The sequence below is a fragment of the Variovorax paradoxus genome (genome assembly GCF_022009635.1).
Taxonomy (GTDB): domain Bacteria; phylum Pseudomonadota; class Gammaproteobacteria; order Burkholderiales; family Burkholderiaceae_C; genus Variovorax.
Map to the genome: position 1 here is coordinate 6938834 of NZ_CP091716.1, position 14056 is coordinate 6952889.

At 66.3% G+C, this 14056-nt stretch carries 7 protein-coding genes and 1 pseudogene; 6 read left to right on the forward strand and 2 right to left on the reverse strand.

The window, feature by feature from the left end; all coding sequences use genetic code 11:
• Nucleotides 1-125 precede the first annotated feature (125 nt).
• A pseudogene (locus L3V85_RS32610) lies at nucleotides 126-3040 on the forward strand (Tn3-like element IS1071 family transposase).
• A gap of 429 nt (nucleotides 3041-3469) precedes the next feature.
• On the opposite strand, the gene L3V85_RS32615 reads toward L3V85_RS32610, so the two are convergent.
• On the reverse strand, nucleotides 3470-4546 hold the full coding sequence (locus tag L3V85_RS32615; protein ID WP_237676704.1) for a LacI family DNA-binding transcriptional regulator: 1077 nt from the start codon (nucleotides 4544-4546) through the stop codon (nucleotides 3470-3472).
• Nucleotides 4547-4680: 134 nt separating this feature from the next.
• Here L3V85_RS32615 and L3V85_RS32620 point away from each other — a divergent pair, with 134 nt between their 5' ends.
• From L3V85_RS32620 to L3V85_RS32640, 5 genes are read left to right on the forward strand one after another with little or no spacing between them, the layout of a single operon-like run.
• A complete protein-coding gene (locus L3V85_RS32620; protein WP_237676705.1) occupies nucleotides 4681-5700 on the forward strand; it encodes a TRAP transporter substrate-binding protein in 1020 nt (339 codons plus the stop codon).
• Nucleotides 5701-5706: 6 nt separating this feature from the next.
• Nucleotides 5707-7596 carry a TRAP transporter large permease subunit gene (locus tag L3V85_RS32625; RefSeq protein WP_237676706.1) on the forward strand — a complete coding sequence of 630 codons (1890 nt, stop codon included), beginning with the start codon at nucleotides 5707-5709 and terminating at the stop codon, nucleotides 7594-7596.
• Between the two features lie 43 nt (nucleotides 7597-7639).
• On the forward strand, nucleotides 7640-8179 hold the full coding sequence (locus L3V85_RS32630) for a VOC family protein (RefSeq protein ID WP_237676707.1): 540 nt from the start codon (nucleotides 7640-7642) through the stop codon (nucleotides 8177-8179).
• Nucleotides 8180-8184: 5 nt separating this feature from the next.
• Entirely contained in the window at nucleotides 8185-9453 is a 1269-nt protein-coding gene (locus tag L3V85_RS32635) for a ribulose-bisphosphate carboxylase large subunit family protein (protein ID WP_237680698.1), read from the forward strand.
• Entirely contained in the window at nucleotides 9450-10763 is a 1314-nt protein-coding gene (locus L3V85_RS32640; protein WP_237676708.1) for a four-carbon acid sugar kinase family protein, read from the forward strand. The genes L3V85_RS32635 and L3V85_RS32640 overlap by 4 nt, the downstream gene beginning before the upstream one ends.
• Before the next feature lie 12 nt (nucleotides 10764-10775).
• Here L3V85_RS32640 and L3V85_RS32645 read toward each other — a convergent pair whose 3' ends face one another.
• A complete protein-coding gene (locus tag L3V85_RS32645) occupies nucleotides 10776-13955 on the reverse strand; it encodes an EAL domain-containing protein (protein WP_237676709.1) in 3180 nt (1059 codons plus the stop codon).
• Nucleotides 13956-14056 lie beyond the last annotated feature (101 nt).

Below are 14056 nucleotides of genomic sequence, written 5' to 3' on the forward strand. Positions count from 1 at the left end.
GCAATAAGTGACGGTACGCAAAGCTAGCACTGGCGCGGGGGTGGTCTGGGTAGACCGTTGATTTCATTGACTTTCCTGTTCGCTTTGTAAACGGGTATGGTGGCCTCCCACTTTTGAGGTTCACGATGCAGGGTTGGCACACAACGTTTTTGGGGATGCGTGGGCTCCCCCGCGATATCAGCGACTTCGAGATGAAGGCATTTTTCACCTTCGATGGTGCCGAGCGCGACGCAATCAATGCACGCCGAGGTGATTCCCACAAGCTTGGTCTGGCGCTCCATATTGGTTTCCTGCGCATGAGTGGGCGTTTGCTCGGTGCCTTTCGGGTAATTCCAGTAGCCTTGTGGCGCCACCTTGGCAACGAGCTTGGCATTGCAGCACCAGAAGTCGCCTCGCTGAGAGCCATGTATGAACGCGGGCGCACGCTATTCGATCACCAACAAGTAGCCTGCACGGTCCTTGGATTCCAGTGGATGAGCGAGCACCAGCGCCGCTCACTGGTACGTGAACTGCGCGACGAAGTGGCGCGCTGCGCCGACCGCGATCAGCTACTCGTGCGGGCGCGTCAATGGCTGTACAAGAACAAGCTGGTGATCGTGCACGAGCGGGCAATTCGGACACTGATTGCGGCGGCACTTGCCCAGCTTGAAGTTGAAACAGGCACCGCCATCGCCGCCAGCGTTGATCCAGCAACACTTGATCGCTGGCGAGCCTCAGTTTCAGAGCTGCGCCCAGATGGACAAACCCAGCAGAGTTGGCTATGGGCTGCACCGGCGAAACACTCAACCCGCCAAATCAGCGAGGTACTGGAGCGCATCGACCTGCTTTACACGCTGGACGTTCATAAGCACCTGGCAGACATCCCCGATCTCATCTTGCGCCGCTACGCGCGCCGACTTGTCTCCAGGCCGCCCTCAGCCGGAGCCAAGATCAAAGAGCCAGCGCGCACCGTGGAGGTCGCATGCTTTCTTCGGTATTGCCTGTTCACCACCACAGACCAGTTGATCCTTATGGTGCAGCGCCGGATCGCCGATCTGTGGCGTCAGGCTGCCGCCGATGTCCCCGCTACCGTCAATTGGGCCGCAATGTACAAAACGCTGCTCGGCGAACTTGTTGCCTTGAGCGCGCAAGGTGCGGTGCCAGATGCTGAGTTGCGTGCCCGTCTTGAAGCCTTGATCACCGAAACCCAGAAACGCAAACCACCGAGCAGGGCCTCCCTGGTCCGCGAGGATTGATTGATGGAATTCGCCCCGTGCGGTCGTTGCTCGTCGCCATTGCAAAGCTGCCCTGGCAGGCCACCGGCGAGCATCCTGCCATCGAGTACCTTGCCAAGCTGCAAGCTTTATATCTCAAAGGATCCAGAAAGCTGCCAGTTGAAGTGGTGGCACCAAGTCTGGGAATGATCTGGCAGGTTTCGATCTCCAGCCCAGACCGGGAACGGGCGTTTCAGGCGTTGGAGGTGGCCACCCTGTTTGCCCTGCGCCGCGCGGTGCGCAATGGCTCGGTCTGGATTGAGCACAGCCTGAGCTTTCGGGGTCGTGCGCGCTTGTTCTTCACGGACGAGCGTTGGCAGGCAGAGTCCAAGAAACACTATGCCCGTCTATCGTTACCCAGCAAGGCTGCCACTTTCTTGAAGCCTTTGCTGGCCAGAGTAACTGCCGGTGTCGATGCGGTGGCCGCTGCAGCCCGCAGTGGCGTACTGCGCGTGGATGATGAACTCCATTTGTCGCCATTGCCCGCAGAGGACGAAGACCCAGAAGTGACCAAGCTGCGCGCGGCTTTGGATCACCGCATCGGTGAGGTTCAATTGCCGGAAGTGATTCTGGCCGTTGACGCCCAGGTGCGCTTTAGCTGGATCATGCTCGGACGTGAGCCGCGCTCTACCGACGAGCTGCTGATGGTCTATGCCGGCATCATGGCCCACGGCACCAGTCTGACTGCGGTCGAATGCGCGCGCATGATTCCGCAATTGTCTGCCACCAGCATTCGCCAGGCCATGCGCTGGGCGCGGGACGAACGGCGTCTGAGCCAGGCCTGCCAGGCTGTGCTGGAATTCATGCAGCGACACCCGATTGCCGCCACCTGGGGGCGGTCCGATTTGGCATCTTCTGACATGATGAGCATGGAGACCACCAAACGGGTGTGGCAAGCCCGGCTTGATCCTCGGCGCAACACACCTTCCATTGGAATCTACTCCCATGTAAAAGACCGGTGGGGCATCTTCCATGCGCAGCCCTTTGTGCTCAATGAGCGCCAGGCGGGCGTGGCCATTGAAGGTGTCATCCGCCAAGAAAAGCTGGAGACCAGCCAGCTTGCTGTGGATACCCATGGCTACACCGACTTTGCCATGTCACATGCCCGTTTGCTTGGTTTTGATCTTTGCCCGCGGTTGAAGGAACTCAAACAGCGCCACCTCTTTGTGCCACGCGGCACCAAAGTGCCCGCAGAAATCGCTGCGGTGTGCGAAGCCAATGTCGACGTCGCTTTGATCGAAAAGCATTGGGATAGTCTGGTGCACCTGGCAGCCTCGGTCATGAGCGGACATGCCAGTGCGGTGGCAGCTCTTGCGCGGTTCGGTTCTGCCGCCCAGGGCGATCCAATCTATGAGGCTGGCGTGCAATTGGGGCGGTTGCTGCGTACGGCGTTTTTGGCTGACTACTTTGTCAAGGACGCTTTCAGGAACGAGTTGCGCCGGGTGCTCAATCGGGGCGAGGCTGTTAACGCCCTCAAGCGCGCCATTTATACCGGCCGGATCAGCCCGGCGCAGGCCAAACGTGTCGATGAAATGCAGGCTGTGGCCGATGCGTTGAGCCTGATGGCCAACATCGTGATGGCGTGGAATACCTCACAGATGCAGGCGGTCCTGGATCGCTGGTCGAACCGCCGCCAGGTCATTCCACCGGAACTGATCGGGAAGATTGCGCCCACCAGGCTGGAGAGCATCAACTTGCGGGGTGTGTTTCGCTTCCCGGTTGACCGCTATGCTGACCAAATCCTGCCTTCGCGGCCAAATGCATCGATAACTGGCACCAATGGATGAAACCGACCACGGTTTGACGCCACGAATCGCAGATTTGAAAGTGAACAGGAAAGTCAATGAAATCAACGATCTACCAACACCACCTCCGCGCCAGTGCTAGCTTTTCGTACCGTCACTTATTGCACTGAAAACGAGGAGACCCCGCTTACGAAGGCGCTGCATCAGCAAATATCACAATGTGTGTTATGTTAACTATAGGGCACGAGTTCCAAGTTCCTTCTGTCCACGCTCGCCAAGGCACGTGGGAAGCACGCGGTCAAACTGGTAGTGAGCTGACGCAATCTCAGAAATTTCGGACCCGGTAGACCTGCGAACTCCGGAATCGGCTCCGGACGGACTGTTTCGGAGCAACTTTTCCCAGCACGTATCCGCCGAGCAATCGCCATTGGCGTGCCACCAGCGTTGATCCCGGCATGCCCTAGGCTCTGGCTACGGAAGGTTCTCGCGAAAAATCACCTGGCTGCGCGTCGTTTCCACGCCGCTCAGAGCCTCGCGCTTGTCGCGCAGGTTGGTGAAGATGCGCACGCAGCTCATCAGCGTGGTGTGCGGGCTCTGCGTGATCACCGCGTCCATGCTGCCGTCGATGAGCAAGGCGCGCGTATCGGGCGTCAGGCCGTGGCCGATGAAGACCACCTTCTGCGCTCGCCCCGCTTCCTTCAGGGCGCGCGCCACACCGTCGGACGCTCCGCCGATGTTGTAGATGCCGCCCATGTCCGGGTGCTGCTCCAGCAGCGCGCGCGTCTGGCGGTAGTTCTTGTCCGCGTCGTCCTGCCCTTCGCGCAGGCCCACCACTTCGAGCCGCGGGAACATCTCGTCGATGACGTGCAGGAAGCCCGCCTCGCGTTCCTCGTGCGCCTTGTAGCTCAGGCTTCCCGCGATGAGCGCGACCTTCGCGGCGCGCGCGCCGATGAAACGGCCGATGAGGTAGCCCGCCGTGCGCCCGGCAGCCCGGTTGTCGAGCCCCACGAACGCGGCGCGCTCCGAGTTCGACAGGTCCGAGATCAGCGTCACCACCGGCAGCCCGCGTGCGGCGAGCGCGGCCACCGCCTCGCGCACCGCCGGATGCTCGAGCGCCATCATCGCGATGCCGTCGCAGCGCTGGCCGTGCCGGTGCAGCGCGTTCGCCAGCTCATGCGGATTGAAGCTCTCGATGAACACGGTGCGGCACTGCACGTTGAACGGCGCCCAGTGCTCCTGCGCGTAGCCCACCATGTCCCCCAGCATGCGGATGAACCGGTTGGTGCCCGCCGGCAGCAGGAACACCAGCCGCAGCGGCGGCGGCGTCAGCGCGGCATAGAGCTCAGGCCCGGGCAGGTAATCGAGTTCGCCCGCGGCCTTGAGCACGCGCTGCACCGTCGCGTCGCGCACGCCGGGGCGTCGGTTGAGCACGCGGTCGACGGTGGCGGTCGACACGTTCGCCGCGCGGGCGATGTCGAGCACGCGTGCGCGTCGGGCTTCCACGGGCGGAGAAGACGAGCCCGGAAGTGGTGAAGGGTTATCCCTCATACATCAAAAACCATCAGAGCCAAGTTTGACCAGGATCATGCATCCTTTTATCTTTCCTCTGGCCTGAATTCAATGATGCATCAAATTGCATCAACCGCAGTCCGCAAGAACTGGACGATCACGGAGACAAAATCATGACCTCGCTGACCCGCAGGCGTGCCCTGCGCACCCTTTCCGCCCTCCCCGCCGCCGGCATCGTCACGGCGCTGCCGCGCATCGCACGCGCCGCCGAGTTCTCGTACAAGTACGGCAACAACCTGCCGCTGACGCACCCGCTGAACATCCGCGCGCAGGAGGCGGCCGAGCGCATCGCCAAGGAGACCAAGGGCCGCGTCGAGATCAAGATCTTCCCCAACAACCAGCTCGGCGGCGACACCGACATGCTGGCGCAGGTGCGCTCGGGCGGCATCGAGTTCTTCACGCCCTCGGCGCTGGTCATCGCCACGCTGGTGCCGGTGGCGGCCATCAATGCCGTGGGCTTTGCCTTCAATGACTACACCCAGGTCTGGGCCGCGATGGACGGCAAGCTCGGCGCGCACGTGCGCGGCGCCATTGCCAAGGCGCGCCTGTATGCGTTCGAGAAGATGTGGGACAACGGCTTTCGCCAGACCACCAGCAGCAAGGCTGCAGTGGCCACGGCCAAGGACATGGACGGCCTGAAGATCCGCGTGCCCGTCAGTCCGCTGTCGATCTCGATGTTCAAGGGCCTGGGCGCCGCACCGGCGAGCCTGCAGTTCAGCGAGGTGTATTCGGCGCTGCAGACGAAGATCGTCGACGCGCAGGAGAACCCCCTGCCCATCATCCAGGTTGCCAAGCTGTTCGAGGTGCAGAAGTTCTGCTCGCTCACCAACCACATCTGGGACGGTTACTGGTTCATCGCCAACGGCCGCGCCTGGGAAGCGCTGCCCGAAGACCTGAAGACCATCGTCGCCCGCGCCATCAACGACGCCGGCATGCAGCAGCGCGAAGACATCCGCAAGCTCAACGAATCGGTGGTCGGCGACCTGCAGGCCAAGGGCCTGAGCATCAACCGCCCCGCCGCCGAGAGCTTTCGCGCGAAGCTGCGCGAGTCGGGCTTCTACGGCGAATGGAAAGGCCGCTTCGGCCCCGAGGCTTGGGCGCTGCTCGAGGGCGCGGTCGGCAAGCTGGCCTGACCACCCATGGCGCATGAATCGACTTTCGAGGCGGCCGCCTTCGCCGGCGCCTCGGCCAACCCGCTGAGCGGCATGGCGTCGCGCATCGACCGTGTGCTTGGTGCAGCGGTCGAGGCCGTGGCCGCGCTGCTGGTGCTCGCCGAGATCTGTGTGCTGTTCGCCGGCGTGGTCTCGCGCTACCTGTTCCACGCGCCGCTGGTATGGTCCGACGAGCTCGCGTCCATCCTTTTCCTGTGGCTGTCGATGCTCGGCGCCGTGGTGGCGCTGCGGCGCGGCGAGCACATGCGCATGACCGCGCTGCTGCAGAAGGTGCGCCCGCCAACGCGCGCCATGCTCGATGCGTTCGCGATCGCGGCCTCGGTCGCGTTCCTGGTGCTGATCGTCTGGCCGTCGATCGACTACGCGCACGAAGAGTCCTTCATCGTCACGCCGGCGCTGGAGGTCAGCAACGCATGGCGCGCCGCGGCCATTCCGGCGGGCATCGGCATCATGCTGGTGATGGCACTGCTGCGCCTGTTGCGCGTGTGCACCGGCCGGCAGATCGCATTCGCACTCGTCGGCACGGCTGCGCTGGCGGGCGCCTTCTGGCTCGCCGCACCGGTATTCGCCACCCTCGGCAAGCTCAACCTGGTGATCTTCTTCGTGGTCATCGTGGCGGCCACCGTGCTCTCCGGCGTGCCCATTGCCTTCTCGTTCGCGCTGGCGACCTTCGGCTACCTGGCGCTCACCACGCGCACGCCGCTGCTGGTGATGGTGGGCCGCCTCGACGAGGGCATGTCGCACCTGATCCTGCTGGCGGTGCCTCTGTTCATCTTCCTGGGCGCGCTCATCGAGATGACCGGCATGGCGCGCGCCATGATCCAGTTCCTCGCCAGCCTGTTGGGTCATGTGCGCGGCGGCCTCTCGTACGTGCTGATCGGCGCGATGTACCTGGTGTCGGGCATCTCGGGCTCCAAGATCGCGGACATGGCGGCCATCGCGCCCGTGCTCTTCCCCGAGATGACCAAGCGTGGCGCCAAGCCCGGCGACCTGGTGGCGCTGCTGTCGGCCACCGGCGCGCAGACCGAGACCATTCCACCCTCGATCGTGCTGATCACGATCGGCTCGGTCACCGGTGTCTCGATCGCGGCGCTGTTCACGGGCGGCCTGCTGCCGGCGGTGGTGCTGGGCGCCGCGCTGTGCGCGGTGGTCTGGTGGCGCTACCGCCGCGAAGACCTCAGCGGCGTGCAGCGCTACAGCAAGCGCGAGATCGGCAAGCTGCTTCTGGTGGCGCTGCCCGCCGTGCTGCTGCCCTTCGTGATACGCGCCGCCGTGGTCGAGGGCGTGGCCACGGCCACCGAAGTGTCGACCATCGGCATCGTCTACGCGGCCGTCGTGGGCTTGGTGGTGTACCGCCAGTTCGACTGGAGGCGGCTCAAGCCGATGCTCGTCGACACGGCCTCGCTCTCGGGCGCGATCATCTTCATCGTCGGCTGCGCCACGGCCATGGCCTGGGGCCTCACGCAGTCGGGGTTTTCGCAGGACCTGGCGCGGGTCATGGGCACGCTGCCCGGCGGGGCCTATGGCTTCCTGGCCGTGTCGATCGTCGCCTTCATCGTGCTGGGCAGCGTGCTCGAGGGGATTCCGGCCATCGTGCTGTTCGGGCCGCTGCTGTTTCCCATCGCCAAGGCCGCCGGCGTGCACGAGGTGCACTACGCCATGGTCGTCATCTTCTCCATGGGCATCGGCCTGTTCGCGCCCCCCTTCGGCGTGGGCTACTACGGCGCGTGCGCCGTCAGCAAGGTCAACCCCGACGAGGGCATCCGGCACATCTGGGGCTACATCGGCGCGATGCTGGTCGGCCTGGTGATCGTGGCCCTGTTCCCGTGGTTCTCGATCGGCTTCCTGAAATTCTGATGCACACCACAACCACACACTCACATCCACGGAGCCAACTGCAATGAGTCGATTCCTCGGCGAGATCCGCCAACTGGGCTATGTCGTGCACGACATCGAAGCCGCCATGGACTACTGGAGCACGAAGCTGGGCGTGGGCCCCTGGTTCTACAACCCCCGCGTGCCCATCAGGAACTACCGCTACAACGGCCAGGCGCACGAGCCGCACAACTCGGTGGCGCTCGCCAACTCGGGCTACGTGCAGGTGGAGCTCATCCAGACGCGCAACGACGTGCCTTCGATGTACCGCGACTTCCTGCAGGCCGGCCGCACGGGACTGCAGCACGTGGCCTACTGGACCGCCGACTACGACGCCGACCTCGCGCGCCTGACGGCGCAGGGTTTCAAGCCCGTGATGAGCGGCGAAGTGGGCGAGCGCGGACGCTTCATCTACTTCGACACCGAATACCACCCGGGCACCGTCATCGAGCTGTCCGAAGTCGCGGGCCCGAAAGGCAAGATGTTCGACCTGATCCGCGGCGCGTCGCAGGGCTGGGACGGCAGCGAGCCGGTGCGGCCCTTTCCAGACCTGAGCAAGCTGTGAGCGCGATGACGCCCGAGCGCGTGCGCGCGCGGTACCTGATCGAGACACCGCATGACGTGGCCGCCGTGGCACAGGTCATGGCCGGCGAACAGTCGTGCGGCACTTTCACGCGCGTCGAGGGAGAAACCGATGCGCTGCGCGCACGCGCACGCGCCACGGTCGAGGCGATCACCGAGCTGGCGCCGGCCGAGGCGCCGAGCCTGCCGAACGCCCTGCTCGAACGCCGAGGCGCGCGGGGCCCGTGGCGGCGCGCGCACGTCGACATTTCGTTCCCGGTGGCCAACATCGGCACGAACCTGCCGACATTGGCCGCGACCGTGTCGGGCAACCTCTACGACCTGGGCGAAGTGACAGGGCTGCGGCTCGAAGCCCTGCAGGTGCCCGGGCCCTACCGCGCGCGGTTCGAGATGCCGCGCGCCGGCATCGCCGGCACGCGGCGTGCGACCGGCGTGACGAGCGGCGCGCTCGTCGGCACCATCATCAAGCCGAACGTCGGCCTTTGCGCCGCGCAGACGGCCGAGCTCGTCGGCCGGCTCTGCGCGGCAGGCGTCGACTTCATCAAGGACGACGAGGTGTGCGCCGATCCAACGCATGCGCCGCTGGCCGAGCGCGTGCCGGCCGTGATGGCCGTCGTGCGCGCGCATCAGGAGCGCACCGGCAAGCATGTGATGGTGGCCTTCAACATCACCGACGAGACCGACGCGATGAAGCGGCATGCCGACCTCGTCGAACGCGAAGGCGGCTCGTGCGTGATGGCCAGCCTGAACTGGTGCGGGCACTCGGGCATCCAGACCCTGCGTCGGCACACGGGGCTCGCGTTGCACGGACACCGCAACGGCTACGGCGCGCTGTCGCGACATCCGCTGCTGGGCATTTCGTTCCAGGCGTACCAGACGCTGTGGCGCCTGGCGGGTGTGGACCACATGCACGTGCACGGCTTGCAGGGCAAGTTCTCGCAGCCTGACAGCGAAGTCATCGCGTCCGCACGGGACTGCTTCGCACCCCTGAGCGATGCGGCGGATGATCGCGTGATGCCGGCCTTTTCCTCGGGCCAATGGGCCGGCACCGTGCCCGCGACGTGGAAGGCCATCGGCAGCGAGGACCTGCTCTTCATGGCCGGCGGCGGCATCCTCGCGCATCCCGACGGCGCGGCCGCCGGCGTGACGAGCATCCGCCAGGCATGGTCGGCCGCGCGCGCGGGCGTGCCGCTGGTGGACGCCGCCAGGGACCTGCCCGAACTGGCCCGCGCCCTCGCCTTCTTCGGCAGGCCATGAGGCCGTGTCCGTCGATCGTCTACTACGGCGACGATTTCACCGGCGCGACCGATACGCTCGGCACCGCGGCCCGCGCGGGGCTGCGCGCGCTGCTGTTCCTGAAAGTGCCCGACGCGGCGCGCCTCGACCGCACCGGGCCGCTCGACGTGCTGGGCATCGCGGGCGCGTCGCGCGCCATGACGCCCGAGGAAATGCGCACCGAGCTTCGCCCGGTGGCCGCCCTGTTCCGCTCGCTGGGCGCGCGCGTGCTGCACTACAAGACCTGCTCCACCTTCGACAGCGCGCCGCACATCGGCTCGATCGGCGCGGCCGTGCGCACATTGCGCGCGGCGGTGCAGCAGCCGTGGACTGCCATCGTCGGCGGGCAGCCGAACCTGGGGCGCTATTGCCTCTTCGGAAACCTGTTCGCGGCCGCCGGCAGCGGCGCACAGGTGCACCGCGTCGACCGGCACCCGACGATGAGCATCCATCCGGTGACGCCCATGGACGAGGCGGATCTGCGGCTGCACCTGGCCAAGCAGGGGCTCGCGGATGTGCGTTCCATGCCGTTCACCGCAGCATCGCGCGGCTGCGAAGCTCTGGACACGGCGTTGCGGCAGACGCTGGATCTGCCACCGGCGGACGCCGTGCTGTTCGACGTGGCCGATGCGATGCAGCTGCGAGCCATCGGCCAGGTGCTGTGGACCAGGGCGCAAGGCGCCACGCTGCTGGCTGCGGGGCCGAGCAGCGTGGTGGATGCACTGGCGATGGCTTTGCCGCACCCGGGAGGCGACAGTGCGCCGCCGGCGCGCGCCGGTATGCCACCGGCCAACGGCCCGGTGCTTGTACTTGCGGGCAGCCTGTCGCCTGTCACCGCGCGGCAGGTGGCGACGGCGAAATCATTCGACATCGTGCGGCTCGACGCACAGAAGCTGGCGCAACGTGGCGCAGCCGATCAGGCCGAGGCCATCATCCGCCGCCTGGCGCACGGCCACCACGTGCTGGCCTGCACGCGCGCGCCCGGCCCGGTGCCATCGGGCATCGGGCTGGACGCCCAGGCGCTGGCCCGCGCGGGTGGCGAGTTGCTGGCGCAAGTGCTGGCAGCCGTGCCGCTGAAGCGCATCGGCGTGGCAGGCGGCGACACGTCCAGCCACGGCGTGCAGGCGCTTGACGCGTGGGCCCTGTCCTATCTCGCCGACATGGGCGCCGGCACCTCGCTGTGTCGCTTGCACAGCGACGACGCCTCGCTCGACGGCCTGGAAATCATGCTCAAGGGTGGCCAGATGGGTTCCGACGACGTGTTCGAGCGGCTGGTGCACGGTTTCCCCTAGAACGGCGCGGACCTATCCTGCGCACCACGCGGGCCGCGAGGCCTGTGCAATCCACCCCGCCAGCTTGCCTGCCGGCATCGGCCGGGAGATGAGATAACCCTGCAGCTCGTCGCATCGCGCCGCGCGCAGGGTGTCTGCTTCCTCGCGCCGCTCCACGCCTTCGGCCACCACGCGCAGTCCCAGGGTATGACCCAGCCCGATGATCGCCCGGGCAATGGCCATGTCGGTCGGGTCGCCGAGCATCTTGTGAATGAACGAGCGATCGATCTTCAGCTTGTCGATGGGAAATCGGTTCAGGTAGTTCAGGCTTGAATAGCCGGTGCCGAAATCGTCGATCGACAGCATCACGCCGAGCGACTTCAGCGCGTGCAGCTGCACCAGCGACTGCTCAGCCGCGTCCATCAGCGTCGACTCGGTGAGTTCGATCTCCAGATCGCCGGGTGACACGCCGTACAGCGCAATGGCGCCGCGCAGCACCTCGAGCAGGCCGCCGTCGCGCAGTTGCAGCGCCGACATGTTGATCGCCACCCGGATCGCCCCCAGCCCGTCGCGGCGCCAGGCGGCGTGCTGCGCGCAGGCCTGCTCGATCACCCATGCGCCGATGGCCACGATCTGCCCCGACTCTTCGGCGATCGGGATGAACTGTGCGGGCCGCACCTGTCCCAGCTCCGCGCTCTGCCAGCGCAGCAGCGCCTCCACGCAGATCAGCTCGCCGCTGTGCGCGTCGATGCGCGGCTGGTAGTGCAGGCTCAGCTCGTCGCGCTCGATCGCGTGGCGCAGGCTGGACTCCAGCTGCAGCCGCTGCTGGGCGCGCTCGTTCATCTCGGGCGTGAAGAAGCGCGCGGTGTCGCGCCCGCTCGCCTTGCTCTGGTACATGGCCACGTCGGCATGGCGCATGAGCGCATCGATGTCCTGCGCGTCGTCGGGGTACACCGCGATGCCCACGCTGCACGACACATGGATCTCGGCGCCGTCGATGTCGTGCGGCTGGCGGATCAGCGAGATGAGCCGGCGCTCGACCAGCGAAAGGATCTCCTGCCCGTCGGCCACGTTGTTGAGCACCACGACGAACTCGTCGCCGCCCAGGCGGCTCACCGTGTCGCCCGGCCGCACGGCCTGGCTCATGCGCGCGGCCACCGAGCGCAGCAGCGCGTCGCCCACGTGGTGACCCAGCGAGTCGTTGATGTTCTTGAAGCGGTCCAGGTCGATGAACAGCACGCCCACGCGCTGCCCCTTGCGTTGCGCCTGCTGCAGCGCCAGTCCCAGCCGCTCGATGCACAGCGACCGGTTGGGCAGCTCGGTCAGCACGTCGTGATGGGCCAGGAAGCGGATGCGCGCCTCGCTGCGCTTGCGGTCGCTCACGTCGATGGACGTGAAGATGTAGTGCGAGATGCGCTCCGGCCCGTCGCGCACCACGCTGGCGACCAGCCACGCGGGGTAGCTGTCGCCGTTGCGCCGGCGCACGGTGACCTCGCCCTGCCAGGTGCCGCGCTGGTCGAGCACCGGCCACAGGTCCGCGAAATGCAGGGAGCCGTCGCTCATGAGCTGCTCGGGTGGCTCGCCCACGAGATCGCCCAGGTCGTGGCCCGTGAGGCGGCACAGCGCGCGGTTCGCCGTGAGGATGCGGTGCTCCCCGTTGATGATCAGGATGCCTTCGGACGAGGCCTCGAACACCTTGGCCCAGAGCATCAGCCGCTGCTCCATCAGCTTGAGGTGGTTGATGGGCGTGAAGGCGGTGAGCAGCGCGTCCTGCCCCTGGTAGACCAGCCGCCGCGCCGACAGCACCGCCCACGACGGCTCGGCGCCTCCGAGCCAGCGCACCTCGAACTCGTCGACGGCGCCGCGATCGGCCAGCTGCTGGAAGAAGCGCGAGCGCACGCCGGGCGCCACGCCCAGCGCCCAGGGGTCGCGCGTGCCGCCGCCAAGCCAGGCCTGCGCACTGGGGTTGGCGTTGAGCACCTCGTGGGTCGGGATGGCCGTGACCATCAGCGGAATCGGAATGGCCGCGACCAGATCTCGTTGCGCCTCGGCTGCGCGGGCGCTGGCCGCGAGCTCCTGCTGCGCCTGCCGCTGGCGGTCGAGCTGCGCGAGCATGTCGTTGAAGCCCAGCACCAGCAGGCCGATCTCGTCGCCGCTGTCCCAATGCGCGCGCAGGCTGTGGTCGCCGGTGCGGCGCACGGTGTCGACCACGCCGGACAGCCGGCGCAGGGGCAGCGAGATCTGGCGCGCCACGTAGAAGACCGCCGTGAGGATCATCAGCAGCAGGAACAGCGCCGTGCCCAGGTGCATCCACATGCGCGCGAAGAAACCGTGCTCTCGCGAGGTGAGCATGGCGTCGAGCTCGCCGATGGCGCCGGACCATGCGCCGTCGAGTTCGGCGAACAACGTCTGTTGGGCCGCATCGAACGCCACGAGACCGCGGCTGCTTCCGCTGTTGTCGCTGCTGTCGCTCGACTCCAGCACGCTGCGCGATGCCCGCCTGAAGGCGTCGATGCTGGCCAGCAGGCGCGCACGCGAGGGCTCGAGCCGCGCCTGCAAGGGCCCCTTGGCGGCGGCGAAGGCCTCCGCATAGTCGCTCTTGATGCTGGCCGCGATCGCGTCGATGCGCCCCTCGAGAATGAAGTACTGCGTGCGCGCCTCGGTCGCGGCAAGCCCGCTGGCACCGGGCGCGTGCAGGCGCGCGGCCATGTCTGAGCCGAGTTCGAGCAACTCCGGAAAGCGCAGCAAGACCAGGGACATCGTGTAGTAGCTGTCGAGGTCGGGGTCGAGGATCAGGTTCGACTGGTTGCCGATGCGCGTGACCAGTGCGCGTCCCTGCTCGAGCGCCGCGCGCTTGGCCGCCTCGAGCCCGGCGGGCCCGGTCTGGGCGGCCGACGCCAGCGCCGCACGGAACCGCTGGCTGATCTCGGCGCTCTGCAGGCCCTCGCCGTACTGCTGTTCGAGCTGCTCGAGCGCCTGCGGCGGCGCGGGATCGGCGCCGTGCCAGCCGGCGGTGGCCAGCAGCGCCGTGCGCATGCGGTCGATGTAGGCCGCGCCCGCCATCTCCTTGCGGCCGAAATCGATCGCGATGAACTTCTCGTTGATGAGGATGCCGCTGATGAAGATGACCGCGCTCAGGTCGAGCAGGTAGATGACCAGCAGCTTGCGGCCAACGCTGAGCCGACTGAGGCGACGCGTAATGAAATGCACCATATCCCTCCAGGATCTGGTCCATGTATGCAATCTTCAGGCCTCGTTGGGTCGAACCGCAAAAGATTGTCCGGGGCCAGCGCCGCGATTCCATGGATTCGGCG

Excerpts from the sequence above, each read along its gene's own strand:
- L3V85_RS32645 (WP_237676709.1), bottom strand. The coding sequence starts at position 13,955 with ATGGTGCATTTCATTACGCGTCGCCTCAGTCGGCTCAGCGTTGGCCGC.
- L3V85_RS32640 (WP_237676708.1), top strand. The coding sequence starts at position 9,450 with ATGAGGCCGTGTCCGTCGATCGTCTACTACGGCGACGATTTCACCGGC.
- L3V85_RS32620 (WP_237676705.1), top strand. The coding sequence starts at position 4,681 with ATGACCTCGCTGACCCGCAGGCGTGCCCTGCGCACCCTTTCCGCCCTC.
- L3V85_RS32615 (WP_237676704.1), bottom strand. The coding sequence starts at position 4,546 with ATGAGGGATAACCCTTCACCACTTCCGGGCTCGTCTTCTCCGCCCGTG.
- L3V85_RS32630 (WP_237676707.1), top strand. The coding sequence starts at position 7,640 with ATGAGTCGATTCCTCGGCGAGATCCGCCAACTGGGCTATGTCGTGCAC.
- L3V85_RS32635 (WP_237680698.1), top strand. The coding sequence starts at position 8,185 with ATGACGCCCGAGCGCGTGCGCGCGCGGTACCTGATCGAGACACCGCAT.
- L3V85_RS32625 (WP_237676706.1), top strand. The coding sequence starts at position 5,707 with ATGGCGCATGAATCGACTTTCGAGGCGGCCGCCTTCGCCGGCGCCTCG.